Origin of the sequence: Nostoc sp., from assembly GCF_036919815.1 — a bacterium.
Lineage (GTDB): Bacteria > Cyanobacteriota > Cyanobacteriia > Cyanobacteriales > Nostocaceae > Nostoc.
On the sequence record NZ_JBALCE010000019.1, the window covers coordinates 1 to 21,998 of the forward strand.

Annotated in this window: 10 protein-coding genes and 1 pseudogene; 6 read left to right on the forward strand and 5 right to left on the reverse strand. The window is 42.1% G+C overall.

The genetic code is table 11. From position 1 onward, the window contains the following. Positions 1-94: 94 nt before the first annotated feature. A pseudogene (locus V7K15_RS05805) lies at positions 95-430 on the reverse strand (ammonium transporter); the annotation flags it as partial. 1,069 nt (positions 431-1,499) lie between these two features. After that, complete coding sequence (locus V7K15_RS05810) at positions 1,500-1,823, reverse strand: YnfA family protein (protein ID WP_334903930.1); 324 nt, start codon at positions 1,821-1,823, stop codon at positions 1,500-1,502. Positions 1,824-1,985: 162 nt separating this feature from the next. Here V7K15_RS05810 and V7K15_RS05815 point away from each other — a divergent pair, with 162 nt between their 5' ends. From V7K15_RS05815 to V7K15_RS05830, 4 genes are all read left to right on the forward strand, one after another. Beyond that, positions 1,986-6,725 (forward strand): GAF domain-containing protein, encoded by a 4,740-nt coding sequence (locus V7K15_RS05815; protein ID WP_334903836.1) that lies wholly within the window; start codon positions 1,986-1,988, stop codon positions 6,723-6,725. Between the two features lie 157 nt (positions 6,726-6,882). Next, a complete protein-coding gene (locus tag V7K15_RS05820; RefSeq protein WP_334903838.1) occupies positions 6,883-7,308 on the forward strand; it encodes a DUF4363 family protein in 426 nt (141 codons plus the stop codon). A gap of 123 nt (positions 7,309-7,431) precedes the next feature. Continuing rightward, positions 7,432-7,713 carry a peptidase gene (locus V7K15_RS05825; RefSeq protein WP_334903840.1) on the forward strand — a complete coding sequence of 94 codons (282 nt, stop codon included), beginning with the start codon at positions 7,432-7,434 and terminating at the stop codon, positions 7,711-7,713. A 1,005-nt stretch (positions 7,714-8,718) separates the two neighbouring features. Further along, positions 8,719-9,717 (forward strand): RNA polymerase sigma factor, RpoD/SigA family, encoded by a 999-nt coding sequence (locus V7K15_RS05830; protein ID WP_334903841.1) that lies wholly within the window; start codon positions 8,719-8,721, stop codon positions 9,715-9,717. A 531-nt stretch (positions 9,718-10,248) separates the two neighbouring features. On the opposite strand, the gene V7K15_RS05835 is transcribed toward V7K15_RS05830, so the two are convergent. The 3 genes from V7K15_RS05835 to V7K15_RS05845 form a co-directional block, all read right to left on the reverse strand. Beyond that, positions 10,249-11,745, reverse strand: coding sequence for an aldehyde dehydrogenase family protein (locus tag V7K15_RS05835; protein WP_334903843.1), 1,497 nt, complete (start codon positions 11,743-11,745; stop codon positions 10,249-10,251). Between the two features lie 94 nt (positions 11,746-11,839). After that, the gene (locus V7K15_RS05840) at positions 11,840-12,562 is read right to left on the reverse strand and encodes a cyclase family protein (protein ID WP_334903845.1); all 723 of its coding nucleotides are present in this window, start codon (positions 12,560-12,562) and stop codon (positions 11,840-11,842) included. A 352-nt stretch (positions 12,563-12,914) separates the two neighbouring features. Next, the gene (locus tag V7K15_RS05845) at positions 12,915-15,308 is read right to left on the reverse strand and encodes a PAS domain S-box protein (RefSeq protein WP_334903847.1); all 2,394 of its coding nucleotides are present in this window, start codon (positions 15,306-15,308) and stop codon (positions 12,915-12,917) included. Positions 15,309-16,207: 899 nt separating this feature from the next. On the opposite strand from V7K15_RS05845, the gene V7K15_RS05850 reads away from it, so the two are divergent. Both V7K15_RS05850 and V7K15_RS05855 read left to right on the forward strand, forming a co-directional pair. Beyond that, on the forward strand, positions 16,208-18,748 hold the full coding sequence (locus V7K15_RS05850; protein WP_334903849.1) for a proteasome protein: 2,541 nt from the start codon (positions 16,208-16,210) through the stop codon (positions 18,746-18,748). Positions 18,749-18,946: 198 nt separating this feature from the next. Continuing rightward, positions 18,947-21,922 carry a molecular chaperone gene (locus V7K15_RS05855; protein WP_334903851.1) on the forward strand — a complete coding sequence of 992 codons (2,976 nt, stop codon included), beginning with the start codon at positions 18,947-18,949 and terminating at the stop codon, positions 21,920-21,922. Positions 21,923-21,998 lie beyond the last annotated feature (76 nt).

The window sequence follows — 21,998 nt, forward strand, 5'->3', positions numbered from 1 at the left end:
CCGAGAGTTCAGCCTTTAATGACAGTAATCTGCTGTCGGGCTGGATTAGTTATTTACGGACTGATTACCGTGATTCACTAACCAACGAATCGCACAACCCAACACCATTCAACCCCAACCATTGCAATCCACCAATGAACGGTAAACCGGGCGCAAAGGCAAGACTATAGCCCCAGAGAATCCAGGTGACACCCACGATCGCCATCAACACAAAGCTCATCATCAATGTGTTTAGGACGTTACGCGATCGCACAAATCCACCATAGAAAAATGCCAATCCTGGTGTCATTAGTAGCACTAGTGCTGCTGAAATCAGCATAAATGCCGTATCTCCAGTATCAGCGGTAGGCACAGCAGGGGCTGGCGTTTGGGCAAAAGCATTGCCCATTAGCGGTACTCCCAAAAACAGTAGGGTGATAGCCGCAATCATCACAACTTTCTTCAACACTTGTTTTTCCTCCTAAGCACCAATGATTTGTATTCTTAACTACATTTGATTACTTTTATTGGCACGTTTTTGTCTTGAAAGATACTTAACCATAATTTTCTGGAAATGTTAACAAAAATATAATCCTGATTGTAGTTGCCGAGATTCAAATAAAGGTGTAAGGATGCAATTATTGCATCTTTTTTTGAAGAATAACATTTTATTCAAGCGCTACAAAATTCCCAATTTTTAGTTACTTATTGTTACAACTAAGCTGAAAAACATCTAATTTGCCTAACCGAATTAAACAGAACTATTGTGGGGTGGGCAGGAAAGCCCGCCCTAATGGGAGCAAGTTAAATGTAGAACAGCTTATTAGAGCAGCAAGCCCAAAATGGGCGTGATCAGAACGCTGCTAAAAATGTTTGTGCAGTCTGGGCATCGACTGTTGGGCGTTGCCCTGAGCTTCGCCGAAGGGTTAGGCGATGTCAGATAGACTACGCCTGCAATTGCTGTTTGATATGATGTCCGGGTAATTACAGCAGTTTCCATGTATTTGAACCACATCTGTCGTAGGGGCACAGAAAAAGCTCATTGGTGTCAACTTAACGTAGAAGTTAGGCTTGGCAAGCTTTCAAGGTTTGACACTCACCCCCAGCTCCTCTCCCAAATTTGGGAGAGGGGAGCAAATTATCTAGTTCCCCTTCTCCCAAGTTGAGAGAAGGGGTTAGGGGATGAGGGCAAAACGTCTTCTCAAAGCAGATTTTTTCTTAAGTTGACACTAATGAGCATTGCTGTGCCCCTACCGCGTGGTCTATTTACCTGAAAATACCTCTAATACCAAGTTGCGATAGATAGTATTATTTGCTCAAAAGTTAGTCCAGTAGCGGTCTTGATTCCAAACAAGACTAACTTTGGCAACTTGGTATAAGCATAATAAATACCCGGAACCCCACTCCGCAAAAGCTGCGCTTTAGCTCCCCTAAGAGCGGGATCTTAGAGAATTATGCGGACATGATTTGAGCCTAGAATCCCACGGCTTTAACGAAGTGGAGCCGTGGGAGTATCTTAATTAAGTTCTGGGTGCAAACATGATAATTAAAACACTCACGAAAGCTAAACAAGCTCCCATTAAGTCGTAGCGGTCTGGAGTTACCCCGTCTACCTTCCAACCCCAAAGCATTGCCATTGCGATAAACACGCCACCGTAAGCCGCATAAACTCTGCCAAAATTTGCCGATTGGAGAGTTGCAATAATCCCATAGAAAGCTAAAGCAATTCCCCCCAATATGCCCCACCAGAAGGGCTTACCTTCACGCAACCACAACCAGATTAGGTAGCCGCCGCCGATTTCAAATAAACCAGCCCACAAAAAATACAGCAGGGACTTAATCATTTGAGCGATTTTTGAATAAGCCGAACTCAGTGAAATTACGCTAACACTTTTAACTAAAGTATTGTCATTAATTAAAGTAAGTTTGTTGAACTGGGCATTGGGCATTGCTTATTTCCTTCCCCCCTGCTTCTTCCCCAGTTCCCATATAGATAAGGCTTAAGGATGAAAGCACCATTACCTGATAACGAAGCACAGAGAATCGAGACGCTTTTGGAGTATAAAATTCTCGATACGCCATCTGAAGCCGCTTTTGACGACCTCACCCATTTAGCCTCGTATATTTGTCAAACTCCTATTGCCTTAATTAGCTTAGTTGATACAAACCGTCAGTGGTTCAAGTCAAAAGTCGGAATGGAAGCTCTAGAAACACATCGAGATTTGGCATTCTGTGCCCATGCTATTTTACAGCCTGATGTTTTGATTGTGCCTGATGCAACAGATGATGAACGGTTCGCTACAAACCCACTGGTAACATCTGATCCAAATATTCGGTTTTATGCTGGTGTACCTCTGAATAACCCTGAGGGATACGCGCTCGGAACCCTATGTGTAATTGACTACGTACCACGAGAACTTACTCCAGAACAAGTGGAGGCATTACGAGCTTTGGGTCGTCAAGTCATGAAGCAACTGGAATTGCGCCGAAATTTAGCAAGTTTGGTACTTGTTACCAAGAAAGACAAACAGGCGCAGAAGGTACGCAAGCAGTTTTTCCAAAAGATTGTAGCAGGTTTTGGTTTGGCGTCGGTAATTTTAGTTCTGATTGGCGTGGTTTCTTATCAAAATACAATAGGATCTACTAATAATCGCAGTATAGCCAAAAAAACGTACCAAAAAATCAAAAGTCTAGATCAATTACTGTCCCAGATCAAGGATGCCCAAACTGGAGAAAGTAGTTACATTCTTAGTGGAGAAAAAAAATATCTAAAACCTTATCAAACAGCAGTTGCGAAGGTCGATCAAGAAATTGCCAATCTGAAGAGTTTAACAGCAGAACAACCGAACCAACAACAGCAGATCGCAACGCTTGAATCTCTGACAACGGCTAAAGTTACTGAACTAAAACAGACGATCAAGTTGCGCCAGAACAAGGGATTAGAATCGACGTTGCAAGTATTACTGAGAAATGATAAACAAAATCTCATGGGTGATATCGACAAGATCATCGATGAGATTAAAAACGAGGAAATGGGGCGGCTTCAGCAACTGTTACAAGCAGCAACGGTTCGGACTCGCAACACAATTTTGACACTTGCGATCGCTATCTGCCTAAGTTTTATCGTTCTTGCTGTAATCTACTACTTCATCTATCGTGAAGTGAGTGAGCGCAAAAGAACAGAAGAAACCTTAAACCAAGAACGCAACTTTATCTCAGCAGTCCTGGATACAGCCAGCGCGTTGGTAATAGTTCTCAATTCTCAAGGGCAAATCGTTCGCTTCAATCAAGCTTGTGAGCAAACAACAGGTTACTCCTTCGAGGAGGTCAGGGATAGGTATTTCTGGAACTTGTTTATAATTCCTGAAGAGGTGGAGCCTGTCAAAGCACTTTTTGAGCAATTGAAAGCTGGTAGAGGCTTGCTGAAGCACGAAAACTATTGGGTAATGAAGGATGGCAGTCGCCGACTGATTGCTTGGTGGAATACCACCTTAAAAGACTATGAAGGAGCAGTGGAATACATTGTTAGCACCGGCATTGACATCACCGATGTCTACGAGGAGCTGCGCTTACGCAAACGATCTGAACGGCTTTTGAGTGTACAATATGCTGCAACCCGCGTTTTAGCAGATTCCGCTACGACGGGCGAAGCCATTCACCAAATCCTGCAAGGAATCTGCGAGAGTTTGGGATGGGATTTGGGTGAAATTTGGATGGTAGATCAGCAAGCAAATGTGCTGCATTTTCTCGATATATGGCATAAATCATCCATTGATGTGCAAGAATTTGAAGCACTGAATCGGCAAACCACGTTTCCAGCAGGAATCGGACTACCTGGCGCTGTTTGGGCGAGTTCTGAACCTGTTTGGATCGCTGATGTCGTTAAAGAACTCAGTTTCTCCCGCTTCCAAATCAGCGATCAAGTACAACTACACGCAGCCTTCGGTTTTCCGATCCGCATCGGTAACAAAATCCTCGGTGTGATTACCTGCTTCAACCAGGAAATCCAGCCACCTGACCAAGATTTGCTCAAAACGCTGAATTCTATCGGTGAGCAAGTGGGGCAGTTTATCCAGCGTAAACAGGCTGAAGAAGAAATACAACGCCAAAACTTGCGATCGCAACTATTTACCGAAATCACCCTGAAGATTCGCCAGTCTTTGCAAATCGAAGAAATTCTCCAAATCACTGTCAAGGAGATGCAAAAGATTCTCCAGGCTGACCGAGTTTTAATTTATCAGTTTTTGCCCGATGAATCTGTAACCACCGTTGTTGAAGCTGTAGTTTCTGGCTTACCAGCAATCAAAGAGCAAAATATCACCGTCCCCTACTTTCAAGCCGAATATCTCCAACAGTACTATCTACAGCAGTACCGCCAAGGACGGATTTTGGGGCTAGCTAACTTGGATCTGCCGGAAGTTGAACAAAGCCATCTAGAATTAATGCAACAGTTTGGGGTCCAATTCAATTTGGTTGTGCCCATTCTGGTGAAAGAAGAACTTCGCGGTTTACTCGTAGTTCATCAGTCTAACGATTCCCACTACTGGTCTAGCTTTGAAACTAATCTCTTGCGCGAAATAGCCGACCAATTAGGTATTGCCTTAGCCCAAGCCCAACTATTAGCAGTACAAACTCGTCAGCGACAAGAACTTGAAATTGCCTATCGCCAAGCCGAAATGGCTTCTCAGATGAAAAGTGCCTTTTTGGCGAATATGAGTCATGAAATTCGCACTCCCATGAATGCTGTATTGGGAATGACCGGTTTAATGTTAGATACTCCCTTAGATGCAGAACAGCGAGATTTTATTGAAACAATTCGTAGTAGTGGAGATGCCCTTTTAAGTTTAATCAACGAGATTTTGGATCTTTCCAAACTTGAGGCTGGAGAGATGGCTCTCGAAACTCTAGATTTTGACCTATCCACTTGTGTAGAAGAAGTGGTGGAATTATTGGCTCCCTCAGCCTATAACAAGGGATTAGAAATTGCCGCACTGATTGAGCATAACGTCCCCATTTACCTCAAAGGAGATGCTGGTAGGCTGCGGCAAATTCTGATGAACTTAATCAGCAACGCGATCAAGTTCACCAGTACTGGCGAAGTATTAGTGCAAGCCGAATTGCGGTCGCTTTCCTCCACTACAGCCACCATCCATTTTGCGATCGCAGATACGGGTCTTGGCATTAGTCCTAAAGACCAACGCAAACTCTTTATGCCATTTACCCAAGTGGATGCTTCTACGACTCGCAAATATGGTGGTACCGGTTTGGGATTAGCCATCTGTAAACAACTTGTAACCTTGATGGGAGGAGTAATTGGCATAGAAAGTCAGATGGGGAAAGGATCTAATTTTTGGTTTGAGGTGCTTTTTCCGAAGCAAGTTGAGCCTGTTTTACCAAAATCCGATGGCTTGTCTGCGACACGCTACGCGAACGGCGATCGCGAACTTTTGCACAATCGCCGCTTGTTAGTGGTGGATAATAACACTACTAATTACAAAATTATCTACCATCAAGCGACTCATTGGGGAATGCAGGTAGATTACGCTGACAGTGTTGCTGCTGCCCTGAAAGCTATTCAGGAAACTGGTCAGCAGGGTAAATCCTATGATGTCGCCTTAGTTGATATGCAAATACCCAAAACAAATGGTATGACAATAGGCCAACAAATTAAAGCCAATTTGACAATTGCTGAGATACCTTTGATTATGCTCACCTCTAGTAATCAACGGGATGAAGTGCAGCAGGCCTTGAAAATCGGAATTGCTGCTTATTTGGTCAAACCCATTAAGGCATCACGACTCCTGAATACGCTCATAACTATTTTAGAAACTCAGCCAGAATCAGAACAAGGGGCTAGAGACTGGAGGCTAGAAGCTAGTGAAGAAATCCAGAGTAGAGATTCAGGCATTATTACTTCCGTTTCCCCCAACCCCTCTACTAAATTCAAGTTAAGAATTCTGCTAGCAGAAGATAATTTGGTGAATCAGAAACTTGCCTTGAAGCAACTCCAGAGTTTGGGCTACAAAGCCGATGTCGTTGCTAATGGAAAGGAAGTTTTGCAGCTATTAAAAAAAATTCCTTACGATTTGATTTTAATGGATTGCCAAATGCCAATTCTCGACGGTTTGGAAACTACAAAAGCAATTCATCGTTGGCAAGAGGATGCTTTTGTCTTGCGTCGTCGTCCTGTGGTGATTGCGATGACGGCTAATGCGATGAAAGAAGACGAACAATTGTGTCTCAATGCCGGAATGGACGACTATTTGAGTAAGCCAGTGTTTAAAGAAAAATTGGCTGCAACTCTAGAGCATTGGACAGACGTGATTCTCTCAAAGCAAGAGGCAGTTGTGCCTGAACAGACAGTTTCCGATGACCTCGCAATTGATTGGGAACACTTGCATCGGATATCGGGAAATGATCAAGAATTTGAATTAAGTCTATTGCAAATATGCGTTCAAGATATGAAACCCCGTTTAGAGATAATTAAAACAGCGATCGCATCTCATGACTTTGGGCAAATTGCGCGAGAAACTCATCACTTTAAAGGTGCTAGTGCCAACATTGGAGCCACAGCTATGTACCTAGTAGCTGACAAATTAGAACAATTGGCTTACTGTCAAGAGCGTAGAGGTACTATCAACTTAGTTTCAGAATTAGAAGAATTTCTCAACCGAATTCAAGACTTTTTAAACAGAAGCAAAGCAATAAATAACACCTTGTTAGCAATTAAAAATGATGCGGCATAAACCCCCAACTAAGATGCAAAAACAGCCTTGATGTACCCGTGTTGCACCATTTGCGCGAACGAAAACCTCTCCAGGAACTTCAAAGGGCAGGTTTGCTGATATAGTAGCTGATACCGTCAGTACTTGGCGATTTATGATTATTCCAGAGGTATTTGTTATGAAACGCTTAATCTACATCATCCCCGTTACTGCAATTGGCTTACTGACATTGGTAGGATGCAACAGCGCTCAAGAATCTGCTACCCAGACTCCTGCTGCCACTCAAACTACTGCGGCAACAACAGTATCCAAAACTCCTAGTGCTACGCAGGGAGGTTTTGATCCTTTGGTCAGTGTAGTTTCAAATACAAAAACTGCGGTGTCAGCCGGAAACTTTGACAAAGCTCAACAGGAATTTGATAAGTTTGAAACCTCTTGGTCTAAGGTTGAGGATGGTGTCAAAACTAAATCTTCAAAAACCTATAATGCGATCGAAGATGCTGCAACCCAGGTGAAGGGTGCGCTGAAAGCAAAAGATAAAGCGAAAGCTCTTAAGGGGTTACAAACACTTGACACAAATATTGCCACTGTTTCTAAAGGTTAATTAACATATCAGCAGGAGTCAAAAGACAGTAAAAAAACAAGCTTTAAATCTGACTTTGAGATAAATAGTTCTGTACCTCATCAAGTTGCAAACTGCTATAGTTTCCACTGGAGAATTTCGATAATGCGTTCATTTCGCAAGTACCACCGGACTCTAGCGATTATTTTGGCTTTACCACTTGCTGTAACATTGTTAACTGGGATTGCAGCTACGCTGGTAGGTGAGTGGTCAGCTAATCTTGGAGTCCCGCGTAGTCTACTGCTTTCGATTCATCGTGGTGAAATCTTCGGTTTAGGGGGAATCTACCCGATTTTGAACGGACTAGGACTATTGGGGTTGTTGGTTACTGGATTAAGTATGACTAGTTTGTTTGGCAGGAAAAGGCCAAAATCCGAGAGGGATTAGAAAAGACATAACTTCACTTAATAACGATCTTTTACTCCATGCCAATGTGTGCCTACGCTGTACACACAAGTCTCTCCGCAATTTACAGTCTATCGAATAGCTCAAATAAACCTCAAAGATTGGTTCTGCTACGCAAAACCTGTCCCTGTCCTTAGTAAGGCTACGGTGTACATACATCTCTGTACACAATGCAAAAAAAACATCGTAAGATCCCCCTAAATCCACGCCACGTGCTACCCTGCGGGTTCTCTGAAGGAGTACAAGTCGGGAAACCGCAAGGGCGCAGTGGCTCCCCTTAAAAAGGGAGACTTTAAGAAGTTTTTGCCCCCCTTTTTAAGGGGGGTTGGGGGGATCAAAAGGCTGTGGGGCAACTGTCCAAGACTTGTGTGTACACCCTCCCCTTACTAAGGAAAGGAATGTCCGTCAGGACAGGGTGAGGTTTTTGTTTTAGGTAATTCGATGACTTGTGTGTACGTCGTCGCAACACTTGCAGGAGTGATTTTTTTGCTTAGATTCCCAAAACGTAACTTGACTTAGGATAAAACTATAAAGAGTTAACCACAGAAGGAAGGAAAAAGTACTTTCATGCGTCATAGTCTACATGATGTCTGGCTAGTTACAGGATAATTCTGAAGTAAAACAAGCTTTATGCCTGGTTTTTAGACTTAGGTTGTGTATTTTACCTTCCTTGAAATCCCCTGGAATTTGGACAGACATAACTTTTTCAATTCTTTGACAAGCTCCTGTCACATCAAGCTCTTAAGTTAACAAATATTAGTTTTGGCAAATAATTATACGTGACAAAAACCAAAAAAATCTTCACAAATTCTTGATTTTTACCTTTGAAAGTCAAGCTACAAAACGATTTCAGCCACAATTTCATTTTGAAACTCTCTTCTCTATGAGACGCTGTGCGTAGCTTGCTTCCCTGTAAGGGTACAATTGTGAATTTTGAATTGTTAATCCCCTCTAAACCAACAAGTATTTCTGAAGGTTCAAATAACGATGAATAATCTATCTAGTCAGTCTCTAGAAGGAAGTAAGAAAAATGAAAAACCTTTATATACTGCTGATACAGTGCGTACTTATCTTCACGAGATTGGACGTATACCTTTATTAACTCCTGAGCAAGAGATTAATTTCGCCAAGCAAGTTCAACAAATGATGGCTTTACTTGCTGCCAAAGAAAAATTAGCTGTTCAATTAAAACGTCAACCGACACAACAAGAGTGGGTAGAAAATATAAATATCGCTGAAAAATCACTGCTGCAACAGCTACATCAGGGACATCAAGCCAAGCAGAAAATGATTCAGGCTAACCTGCGACTTGTGGTGTCTATTGCTAAAAAATATCAAAGACATAACCTAGATTTTCTCGACTTAATTCAAGAAGGAAGTTTAGGTTTAGAGCGAGGAGTTGAGAAATTTGACCCGACTAAAGGGTACAAGTTTTCAACTTATGGCTATTGGTGGATTCGTCAGGCAATTACACGAGCGATCGCCGAAAAAGGACGTATTATCCGCTTGCCTATTCATGTTACAGAAAAACTGAACAAAATCAAGCGTATTCAACGTGAACTAACTCAAAAATTAGGTCGGACTCCTACCGCACTTGATATTGCCGAAGAACTATCTTTAGATCCCAAACAAATCCGAGATTATTTACTTTTAGCACGTCAACCTGTCTCTCTAGAATTGCGAGTTGGCTCAGAAAAAGATACAGAATTACAAGATATGTTGGAGGATGATGGACTATCCCCAGAATTATACGCTGACCAAAAGTTTCTCCAACAAAATATTCAAAATTTATTGTTAAAATTAAATCCTCAGCAACGAGAAATATTAACTTTACGTTTTGGTTTAACAGATGGAAATGAACTTTCTTTAGTGCAGATTGGTCAACGTCTGGGTATTAGTCGAGAACGAGTGCGACAGGTAGAGCAACAAGCTTTGGGTGTTCTACGAAGACATAAGGATAAGATACACAGCTATCTAGCTAGTTAATTCGTAATTCGTAAGTAGGTAGGCGTAATTAAATATAAGATCAAACCTCACCCTCAATCCCTCTGCTTATTAAGGAGAGGGAAGCCTGAGGCAGGGTGAGGTTTTATATTTAATTTGACCCACTTACTTAATTCGTAATTAATTAGTCTGAATGTTCTGGCTACTCTTATTGTTCCATTACACCTACTAAGGATTGCAAGTCAAGTTTTAAAATCTTTAGCAGGATGCGTTACAAGTAACTATAACGTACCCTGATGTACTCTACTTATCATCTCGCACAGGGAAGCGCATATCCAAAATCTCCATCAGCAAATCCAGACAAGAGGGGCGCGTCAGGAGGGGGACGAGGTTTGGCAAGCTATAGTCCAATACGGTTCAGTTAAGTATTTCTTCCTTCTCTTCCTTCTCTTCCTTTGCGTTCTTTGCGTCCTTTGCGGTTCGTTAAAAAAATTGACTTTGACAAAGAGTTAAGCCTTAACTGAACCATATTAAGCTATAGTCTACTCAGCTGAAAATAGCTGTATTCCGAAATTAACTGCGGTTATCTATCTGAGCGCGTTGCAAACTTCCAGAAAAGTCAACATAAACACTTTTCCATTCTGTGAAAACATCCAAAGCAGTAGTTCCAGCTTCTCGGTGTCCGTTACCGGTTTGTTTCACACCACCAAAAGGCAAGTGTACCTCTGCACCAATAGTCGGGCCGTTAATATAGGTGATACCTGCTTCGATGTCACGCATGGCAGTAAAAGCTCGGTTGATATCGCGGGTGTAAACTGAAGAAGAAAGACCGTAATTGCTATCGTTGAGAATTGCGATCGCTTCCTCAAATGAACTAACCTCAATCAATACCACTACTGGCCCAAATATCTCTTCACGCGCAACTCGCATATCACCAGTTACATCATCCAAAATAGTTGGTTGAAAGAAATAACCGTTTTTCAGTAAGCCTTCAGTGGCAATTTCTCCACCAATTAAAACCTTTGCTCCTTCCTCACGGGCGATATCCAAATACTTGCTCACCTGTTGGAGTTGCTTTTCATTGACAATCGGGCCAATATCTGTATTCGGGTCAGTGCCAGCACCCAAGCGTAATTTACTAGTACGCTCATAGAGCATGGTGGTAAATTTTTCTTTGATATCACGATGCAAAATCAGCCGACTGGTAGCCGTACATCGTTGACCGGTTGTCCCAAATGCTCCCCACACTGCACCATCGAGAGCAAGTTCCAAATCCGCATCTTCCATCACCACTTGAGCATTTTTACCCCCCATTTCCAGACAGACGCGCTTGTGAGTGCGCCCGCAAGTAGCGCCGACAAAGGCACCCGTTTCTGAAGAACCAGTAAACGATACCAAATCTACATTGGGATGCTCAACTAAAGCTTTCCCCGCCTCTTCTCCCACACCATGCACCAAGTTAATTACTCCTGGTGGTAAACCTGCTTGTTGGAAAATTTCAATCAATTTAGTTGCACAGGCGGAGGTATCTTCAGCAGGTTTGAGGATGACTGTATTGCCACACACCAAGGCTGGCATAGCTTTCCAGCAAGGAATTGCCACTGGGAAATTCCAGGGAGTAATTAAGGCACAGACTCCTATGGGCATCCGCACAGTCATGGCGAATTTATTGGACATTTCCGACGGTGTGGTTTGTCCAAATAGTCGTCGCCCTTCGCCAGCACTGTAAAAGGCGCAGTCAATACCTTCTTGCACATCTCCCCTGGCTTCTGTCAGAGGCTTACCCATTTCCCGACTGATTAACTGGGCAAGTTCTTCTTTATGCTGGAGTAATATTTCCCCAACCCGAAAGATGTATTCTGCCCTAGCTGGGGCTGGGACTTTGCGCCAATTGTGGTAGGCTTTACGGGCTGCGGCTACTGCTGTATCTACATCGTTGGCTTGAGAACGGGGAAATGTGGCAACAACTTCGGTTTTGTCAGCAGGGTTGCGGCTTTCTAGGGTTGCTTCCTCTATAGCACTCAACCATTTACCGTCGATGTAATTGCGGCAAGATAGCGGAGTTGTCATCTTGAAAATCTCCGGCTGATGATCGACTGAAACTTGTGTATTAAGTTTGCTTGCTTTCTAGGTTATCCTCAAGTTGATAAAATTGGCATAAAAATTAAGGGACGAACGCCAACACCCCCACAGGAGAACCAGAACCACCACGTAATCTCAGAACTGCGATCGCTAGAGTAGTACCTTTAGGTGGCAGTTGATCCAAATTTGTTAGATTCTCCAACACAATGCGCGGTTTTTCTAAAACTAAGCGGTTAATCGCAAAACTGTTATCCTGTCCAGTATCTACGCCATGAGTATCAATTCCTACCCCTGCTATTTGCCGTTCATCCAGTAAGAATTCAGTCGCAGCGCTACCAAACCCAGGAAAGTGGGCAATTCCTTGAGCATCATGATTGAGGAATGCACTTTTATCAAACCACTTTTTTTGCCAACCAGTATTCAGTATAACTACGCATCCACCAGAAATTTTACCGTATTGTTTTTCCCAAGCCCGAACATCAGCAATAGTCAGGGCATAATCAGAATTAGCGTCTGTGGCTTGGCGAATATCTATGACTACCGCAGGTACAACCAAAGACTGGGCTGGGTATTGGTCAATTCCCATCGCATAACTATGAAAACTATTAGGGGCATTGATATGGGTAGCACTATGTTCTCCCAAGGAGAAACGCCGCAGGTAATAGCCATCATTATTTAGTTCAGCTACAGTTTCAAATTCTACTGTGGGATCTCCAGACCATTGGGGAATATCTATGTCAATTACATGACTTAGGTGGATAACGCGTGTGTAGGTGATACTATTTTGACTTTGGGGTTGTATCATCCCAGCCTTCTATTTTATTTGTACTCAGGGATTTTTTCAAAAGTGCGATGCCCTTCTCTACGAGACGCTGCGCGTAGCTTGCTTCCCCGGAGGGGTACGGCGCAGGCTCAGGGTAAGACCTGGGTTAGGCGATGCCGGAGCAAAGATAGTACTACCATTAGAACGGTTTTTAATCGATTCAACTGCAAAATTTCTACTTCTAATTCCCTATAATAACAAAAATAATCTCCCCAATTCCTATAAATTCTAGGTTTTTGAGGAGGTTCAAATGTTGCAGCAAAAAGTGAATTAATCTTAGTTAACAACGAATAGGTTAAATTTTAATTAATCATAGATTAAACTTATGTGATGTCTACGTTGAGAGTTGCTCGTGTAGTGGAATCACGATGATAAACTCGGCACCTTCTCCTGGTGCTGAAATACACTGGATTTGCCCACGGTGTTTTTTGACAACAATTTGGTAGCTAATTGATAAGCCCATGCCAGTGCCTTTACCCACAGGTTTTGTAGTGAAGAAGGGGTCAAATAGGCGTTTGCCTATTTCCTCAGTCATGCCTAGACCATTGTCGGCAATGCTAATGATTACACGGTCTTCTTGGATGAGGGTGCGAATCCGAATTGTGGGGATTGGGCATGGGGTATTTAGAAAACTTTTCCCCATTTTCCACTCCCGTTCGGCTACGCTCACGGCAAGCCCACTGCCCACTCCCTCCTCTAAAACATCGATCGCATTTGTCAACAGATTCATAAACACCTGATTCATCTGTCCGGCGTGACACACTATCAGTGGCAGGTTGCCGTAGTCTCGGATGACTTGGATTTCGGGATGTCCTGGTTTGGCTTTCAGGCGATTTTGCAACAGCAGCAAGGTGCTATCCATACCTTGATGAATATCCACTGCCTTGGTACCGTCTTCATCAAGGCGAGAAAAATTACGTAAAGATAGGACAATCTGCCGAATGCGTTCGGCTCCTATCTTCATAGAATCCAGGATTTTGGGCAAATCGTGCTTGATAAAGTCTAAATCAATGGTGTAGATTTGTTCGTGAATCTCTGGTGTCGGTGGACAGTAGCTCTGTTGATAAAGTTCTATCAAGTCCAGCAAATCCTTGGTATATTCATGGGCGTGGCTAATATTGCCGTAGATAAAATTGACGGGATTATTGATTTCGTGGGCAATACCTGCAACCAACTGTCCTAAACTGGACATTTTTTCAGTTTGAATCAGTTGCGCTTGGGTTTGTTGAAGTTCTAGCAATGCCGCTTCTAGTTGCTGGGCTTTATCTTGGGCAATTTGGGCAGCAATGCGACTTTGGGTGTAAAGTTTAGCTTGGTCAATGGCGATCGCTAATTGAACTGTAACTGCTTGTAATAATTCTACTTCGTTATCCTGCCAAGACCGAAAGCCACTACAATAACCACAGCTAAAGGTGCCAATTTCACCAGATTGGGTGTGTACGGGCAGCGACATAAAGGCAGTTAAACCAAAATCCTGCAAAAACTGCCGTGCAGTGCCATCGCCCACAGTCTCAGCATCATCAATGCGGATGATTTCTCTATTCAAGGTTTTGGCTGCGATTAGTTCGATTTCTGCATTAGTTGCTTCTTGGTCGTTAAGCAGACAGGGTAAAAAGGAACTTTTCGCTTCATATACTCTCTCCCAGTAGGGTATGTCAGTGTCTTGCCGGTACCAAAAGAAGGCGCAGCGATCAATTTGGAATAAGTTGCGAATCTCCTGCACTGCGGTTTCCACAATATGATTGAGATCCAAAGAAGCTCGAATTTGGCTAGAAAGACGATTAAGTAGTGCTTCTCGTTGGGCGCTTTCTCTGAGTGCAACTTCTGCTTGTTTACGGTCAGTGGTGTCATAGCAAATACCAACGAAGTTTAAAATATTACCATTGGTGTCTCTAATCGCAGATGAGTTGCTTGTATGCCATCGCCAACTACCATTTTTGTGTTTTACTCGATATTCAATTGCCTCTTGTTTTTCCCTTGTTATCAAAAGTCTTTGAAAATAATCGGCACAGATATGCACATCGTCAGGATGTACGAAGGGAATAAAAGATTTGCCTTCAACTTCTGCAACCTCATGCCCAAAAATTTCAGTCCAGTTAGGAGAAACGTAGGAAAATATCCCTTCAAGTGTCAGGGAAAAAATAACGTTATTGCCATTTTCAACAATGCTGCGAAACTTGGTATCGCTTTCTATCAATACTGCTTGGTTGTTGTCGCGGACAATAACTATGATTTGGTGGTTTGGTAATGGTAACAATCTAGCTTCAAAATTATTGTTTTCTTCTGGTAGGGATAAGGTATATTCAAAACTGACTAGGGATTGAGTTTTAAGTACTTGAGTTATTGCTTGGTGGAAGCGATCGCCTACAGCAGTTGGTAGGCATTCTCGCAAACCCTTGCCCAGACAATCTCCTGTTGGAATATATAGATTTTCTATCAATCCTTGCTTGTAATCCAGAATAGTTCCATCAGCATCAAGATGAAAGTATAAATCAGGAAGCACTTGCAAAATCGCGGCAAATTCTGATGTTTTTTGGCATAACTTTGCTTCAACTGCTTGCAGTTGCTTTAGTGCTTTTTGTTTTCGTGTAATTTTACGCAGGCGGTAAGAGGAATTTGTCGATGCCGAGTAGCTTTCTGTTAGGCAAAATACTTTTTCATCCTCTTGTATTTCTTTCTCTTCAACTATGATTTGGTTAATGTAGCTCTCCACCTTTTTAGAAAACACTTTTGTTTGCCTGCCTGCTCTGTCTAAATTATTAAGTTAATAGTCTGAAAATAGGATTTATTAATAAATGGATATCATCCTCATCCCAACCTATTATTTATCTTAATACTTTATTGATTTTTATATTTGCAAGAATTCCTCTTTTACTGTAAATAAATTTAATAAATGCTGAAGTTATGATTAAGATTAACTTCAGATTTTTTTTAATTTAAGTTATCTAAATAAGTCGGCATGATAAAACCCAGGTATGTTTAGTTTTGTAAAGATTCTGAAATTACTGACTTAATAAGCTGTTCGCTGATTTTAGATTTCGTTACATAGGTTAATTTTTTAACGCCGACTTACTTATGTATCAGGGAAGTTGTTTGACTTTGTTTCTTCTTAAAATCCCCGATAAATTCATCTTAGCTATGTAATTGGATTGCTCAAAAACCTGGTTTAGCTTCACGGAAACTAGATAATTTTCTGTAAGGCGCTGATGTCTTTATAATAAATTTACAATACTAAAGAATTTCATACCAAATAAATATTGATTTTTTATCAAGAAGAATTCAGCATGAATTATAGTCCGGCTGCTCGATGTAGCTTGCTTAAAATCTGGGGTATAAAAGGGTTTAATACTCACATCTATACTAAGGAGTATATAGTCATTTTCTGGTATAAAACCCCACTTTGTTCCTTCGTAAACCTGGATTATGACAAATGTATTCTTTGTTAATTTTCCCAGCAAAATCCGATTTTCCCAAATTGTCTTGACCGTTCAAAATGCCTTATACCAAAATCGCAAATTAAATGATAGAAATGCTAAATGTGAGATCAACACGTTGCAACAATGGCTAGCAATCGCATTTTATATGTTATAAAGCTCAGAGAAATTCATGTTAGGCGGAAACTACTCTATGGAACCAGATAAACTAGGCCGTTTTAAGGAGTACGGCGATTTCATCCTCCGGAAGATAGATTCTGTGCCCCAGTTCCCTTCTAAACAAGAAGATTGGGTTCCAGCTAGTCTGGATGACTGTCTCCTGCGTCTGCGGTCAGCTGCCCAGAAAACTGTAGACTTGGCAACTTCGCCTGTCAAAATTGGGGTGATGGGGGAATTTAGTAGTGGGAAAACTTTACTTTTAGGCAGTCTCATTGGATATGCAGATGGTTTGCCAGTGAGTGAAAACCCTACTACAGGTAATGTTACCGCCATACATATCATCCCGCAAGAGGAGTTCGCAACGACTCAATTAAGTAATTTTACGGTGAAGTATCTTTCTCATGAAGGAGTACATGAGTGTCTACGCTTCATGCTAGGGGAAGCAAATAAACGAACAGCAGCAGCCGGACTTCCTCCTATACCAGTGTCGAAACTCAACTCTGGTAAAGATATTATTAGCTGGTGTGAGGAAGCATGGAATAGTAGTAACAATTTGGAGCTACGTTATTTACTGCGGGAGTTGGTATTATTCCTGCGGGCTTATCAGGCGTATGGGGAAGTTATGTGTGGTGGGCGCTACCAGATTGATGCTACCACCGCCCAGGAGGGGCTACAGCTAGTCGAACAGCCAATGGCAATCCAAACTCTGAAATTTGAGGATTTACCCCCAGCGCACATCCGATTACCGAGTCCACCCCAAAGGCTACCAACAAAGTTATTACAAAACAGTTTCCCACTGATCCGCCGCGTAGATATCGATGTGAAAATATCACGGGAAATTTGGGATTTTGCAGACGCAGCTAAATTTATTCTGATCGACTTTCCGGGATTGGGGGCTGCTAATTCGGGGGCTAGGGATACCTTTTTGTCACTGCAGGAATTGGCAGAAGTACAGACGATTTTGGTATTGCTAAATGGTAAATCTCCCGGTAGCGATCGCGCCAACAAAATCTTTACGATGATGCAGCAGCAGCGACCGGGACAAGACCTGAAAGATTTAATTCTCGTAGGTGTGGGTCGCTTCGATCAACTACCCCTAGACAGCGAGGGTGGCGAAAGAGAACTTGACCAACTGATTGAAGATAACCATTTGCAGGAAGAAACCGTTTTCCAAAAACTCAAAGTTCTGCAAACTACCATTGAGGGTGCAGAAGCGTTTACAACCCAAAAAGACCGCATCGTTTTACTGTCGCCACTGTTGGGATTGGTTGAATTAGCAAAACGTTCTACTACAGTGAAAGCAGGTTCACCAGAGTTTTTAGCTAACTTAGACTATCCTGATTATTTAGATCGGTCTAAACGGCTGCAAGATAAATGGGAGGGATTAAGTGAACGGCTGCTAGAATCTGATCCCCGCAGCAATTTGGGCAGACAGTTAGGTTACTTTGGTCAAGATGGGGGTCTTGGTAAGCTGCGGGAATTGATTCAAACCCACGTTGCTACTCATGGTTTGAAGCAACTCTATGAAGATACTAAAAGAGCTGCTGATGTGGTGAGTCAGCAACAAGATCACTTGAAAGACATCATAGATGAAATTCACGAGCAAGGCATCCCTACAGGAGACAGTCCCGCTTTTATCGAATTGCGCTTCGTGGTCGAAAGTTTGGATAAAATCTACAGGAATTTCCAAAAAAATATCGGGAAAGAACCACTCAAAGATCGGCGCGGTGTTGTCGTCAGTGATGTAGTGAAAGACGAACTCACCTTTAGAATACTTAATTGGAATCAGTGGACTTTACTCTTCAACAAAGCCAACAATGGAGCGATCGCTCTGGCAGAATCTAAAGGTGCAGCTGGGAAATTATTTGACCGAGGAAACCGCGTAAATAGTTCCTTACCGACTAAGAGCGATGATTTTTATCCAGTATTTGAGAAAACTGTTAAAGAAGTAGAAGATTTTGCCCGCGATCGCATCCATCAAGCAGTGGTAGATTTGTTAAACCAATTATCAAATCATGTAGCCCCAGAACGCGAACAATTACAAGCATTTTTTCATCCAGAAATGGAGCAAGAAATCGAAGAAAAATTTGGTTTTGAAGATGCTGATCTCTTTTACAAATTATTATTAGGATGTGATCCTAACGAATGGAAAGAAGCAATCATCTCCGAAATTAGTAGTAAAGACAAAAGCGTTGCACCCGAAATCATCTTTCCTTTAGCGCGTCAGGACGATAAACACAATGTTGGTCAAATCTTTGATTGGGCACCAGAGAAAAGCCAAGGTTTACCCAGATCGAGCAATCACCAACTTTTAGTACTGCGACTGCGAGATGAAATCACTGCTAGCGCCAGCCTCCATCTTGTGCAGTATGTTAGCGAAGTTAATCAGCAAATTAATTCCGAATTAGCAGGCATTTTGGATCAAATTATTCCGAGTTTGCAAAACCTTTCAAAAAAAGAAACATTGCTGAGATATTTAGCGGCGGGAGACTTGCCATCTGAGATAGCAATTCCGACTTGGTTGCAGATTCTTTCAGAAATTGCCGCTATTTCTGACTCAGATGATTTGAGATAAGCTAACTCAGAAAAAGACTGATTGCGATCGGGTACGGATATGAGGATGTATTTGTGAGACGTGATGCGATTTTTTCAACATGGTTGTGGGGTGGGCATCTTGCCCACCCTAATAATACAAGTTGTATAAGTAACAGCTTAACTGCCGCGATCGCGCTAGATAAAAAACCAGTGATCAACAGAATCATTTAATACTATAATGAACCCTTTCCAATTGAACAACTATACTGAGCAACAACCAAGCGAGAAACAACAAAAAAGATTTCCAGGGTGGTTTGCTTTAGATTTTGGTACGTCAAATTCGACAGTCACACTTTTCGATCCCATTGAAGTACCGATCGCCGAAATTTTACCCAAAGAACAAGAAATACGCTTACGCGATCGCTTATCACAATGGCTAAGTTCTCCCGCATCTGTAGCTTTACCAGATGTCAGCGCAGATGATTGGGAAAAGTTTATCGCAGAAATTAGTAAAAACCTGGAGATAGAACCAAGAAATTTGAGTGAAGTTTTTGAAAGTGATAATAAAGAGCGATTTTTAGAAGCAATTCGCCAAATTGAACTTTCTTTAGGAAACAGCGAGAGATTCCGCCGTGCTGTCAGCAAAAAACTTTACCAAATTTATCATGAGGTGTTCCGCGTTCCTACCCTAGAGTCGCAAAATCTGATCCCAGTTGTGCTGGATATCGATCGCCGCGATACGGAAATTCCTAGCGAGTCGGAAATTTCGCAGTTAGGGGACTTAAAACTGCGGATGGGTAGGGAAGCTAGAGATAACAGAAAAAAAGCGATCTCTCAAGGTACAAGCGGTTCTTTAAAGGAAATTATCAGCAGGTTTCACCATTCACCCAAACGCTATTTTGGTCAGGAGCGATCGTTTTCAGTTATTTTGGATGGTGAAGAAGAAACAATTACCGCAAATCAACTAATTCAATCTGCTTGGGCGCATTTAATCGAGTTAACTGAAGATTATCGCCAACGCGCACAACGCAGGTTTTCAGAAGGGAATTTTTTAACAGCAGTTGTCACTTACCCCACTGTCGCCCCACCGGTTGTTCGCAAGGAAGTTAAGGAATTAGTTGAGCAGTTGGGGATCGATGATGTGCAAACTGCTTATGATGAAGCCGTTTCTGTGGCGATATTCTTTTTGTGGCGAGAATTTGGCGGTAATCTCAACATTGGTATTGAGTCATTCAAAACTCGTTGTCGCCAAGCCGGAAGCAAATGGTCACAAAATGTTCTCGTCTTGGATATCGGCGGCGGAACCACAGACTTAGCTTTAATTGAACTGACTTTAGAAGATAAAACCCCTAGCTTTGCTGATTATGAAGACCGAGGTTTAGGAGGACGTTACTATAAACTCACCCCCAAACTATTAGGTTCCTCTGGTCATTTACAATTAGGTGGTGAGTTAATTACACTGCGAATATTTAGATTATTAAAAGTTGCGATCACCGACTTTTTATTGACATCAGTAACAACAGGTGATCTTGAAAGCGAAAAGCTAGAAGATTTAATTAACTCTGAGTTAAACGAGCGCTTCTTGGAACAAGGTAAATTCAAAACTGGCAGTCTTTTAAAATGTCTGGACAGAGAGAATCCAGAAGGCGATATTACTTACAAAGATGCTCTAGATACTGCTGAGAAAGTATTGCCCACTCGTTGGCAACAAGCACCTCAACGCCTGCAATCCTTTTATCTTCTCTGGGATCATGCAGAAGTAGCTAAACTTAAACTTGGACAAAAGCCACCAGCCGAAAATTCTCTATTAACCTTCACACTTTCTGAGCAGCAAATTTCTGAACTGCTCACCCAAAGCGCCGTTAAATTGCAAGTAAAAGATCCAAATAGCATCTGTGTCACCCTAGATAACCAGCAATTTGAACGAGCCGCCGCTTCTGGAATTAAAGAAGCGATCGGTATTGCCAAAGGATTAATGGAAAGTCGTTTACGTCCCGATGATATCACCAAAGATTCTTGGAATTCCCAAAAAGTTGATTGGTTAATTTTGTCTGGGAAAACTTGTAATTTAGACATAGTGCAGCGCCAAATCTACCAGGAATTTAGTAAGTCTCCATATTTTGTCTGGAATCCAGAACGGATTACCTTTGTGTTGGAATTTACCAAGCTAGCCACCTCCGCTGGTGCTTGCTATGCCGAGAAACTGCGAAGATTAAGATTCGATCCAGAAGAGTCTAAAAGCTTGCTGCGTAAGGGAGCTAACCAGCTAGAAATTGATGTCAAAAACCTGTTTTATTATTTGCCCTGCAACTTCAAACGCAAAACCCAAAGCAACGATTTATTAACTATATTCAAAGCTGGACAAGAACTTTATCAACTAGCACCTGGGGAAAGTGTCGCCAAAGTTCGTACTCGCTGGCAAGGAATGCAATTAACTAACATTATCTATCGTCAAGACTACGAGGATGGAGATTTACGACTATGGGGTAGCTTTGACGGCAAAAACCTGATGAAGAAACTAGGAATGGAAGAAGTAGAGTTTCTGAAAAAAATCAAAGTCCAGTTTGAGATTGACCAAACCCTCGAATTTAACGTGTTAATTTGTCAGGGAAATCCCCATTATTTAATTGACATTCCTGGTATTGATTTGGGAGCGGTAGTTTCAGAAACATCAGCCTTATTTACTGATGGTAAATTGAACTGGAATATTGCTGTTGAACGCTTCAATAAAGACTTGAATGATGGTGATATTGCCGTCAATGTTATCGAGTCAGCAACTGTTGATCAACCAGATGCCTATCATCTTGTATTTGAAGTAGGAAATGATGGTAGTAGAAGATTTCAAAAATTTCACTATTTGCGCGATGGGGTGACGCAACCAGGAACCGGATTAATTAGTAATCCTTTACCTCCCTTCCCGCAAACTGGCCAGCACACTTTCTATGTTTATCAAACAGATGTAGAAACCAACAGTAAAAAATGGATAAGAATTGGCGCACTCAGCAAACCAGATGTCACTACAGATTATCCTTGCCAATATCGTGTAACTCTCGATGATCAAGGCATTCTGCGGATGCACGCTGGGGAAGTCCCTTACTGGACATCAAAAAGTCAGGAATGCCTGAAGGAAGAGGGATGTGTTTATGTTGCTGAATTAGAGTTGCAGCCCAACGAAGTTGATAAAGAACGTGATCCATTTTGCGGCATACATTAATTGCATTAAACCTTTGCGTTCCTCTGCGTAAACCTTCTCTACGAGACGTTTTGCGAATGCGTTCCTCTGCGTTGAA

What these genes read in the sequence shown, in the direction of transcription:
- V7K15_RS05840 (WP_334903845.1), bottom strand. Translation starts at nt 12,562, where the DNA reads ATGATACAACCCCAAAGTCAAAATAGTATCACCTACACACGCGTTATC.
- V7K15_RS05835 (WP_334903843.1), bottom strand. Translation starts at nt 11,745, where the DNA reads ATGACAACTCCGCTATCTTGCCGCAATTACATCGACGGTAAATGGTTG.
- V7K15_RS05855 (WP_334903851.1), top strand. Translation starts at nt 18,947, where the DNA reads ATGAACCCTTTCCAATTGAACAACTATACTGAGCAACAACCAAGCGAG.
- V7K15_RS05850 (WP_334903849.1), top strand. Translation starts at nt 16,208, where the DNA reads ATGGAACCAGATAAACTAGGCCGTTTTAAGGAGTACGGCGATTTCATC.
- V7K15_RS05810 (WP_334903930.1), bottom strand. Translation starts at nt 1,823, where the DNA reads ATGATTAAGTCCCTGCTGTATTTTTTGTGGGCTGGTTTATTTGAAATC.
- V7K15_RS05825 (WP_334903840.1), top strand. Translation starts at nt 7,432, where the DNA reads ATGCGTTCATTTCGCAAGTACCACCGGACTCTAGCGATTATTTTGGCT.
- V7K15_RS05830 (WP_334903841.1), top strand. Translation starts at nt 8,719, where the DNA reads ATGAATAATCTATCTAGTCAGTCTCTAGAAGGAAGTAAGAAAAATGAA.
- V7K15_RS05820 (WP_334903838.1), top strand. Translation starts at nt 6,883, where the DNA reads ATGAAACGCTTAATCTACATCATCCCCGTTACTGCAATTGGCTTACTG.
- V7K15_RS05815 (WP_334903836.1), top strand. Translation starts at nt 1,986, where the DNA reads ATGAAAGCACCATTACCTGATAACGAAGCACAGAGAATCGAGACGCTT.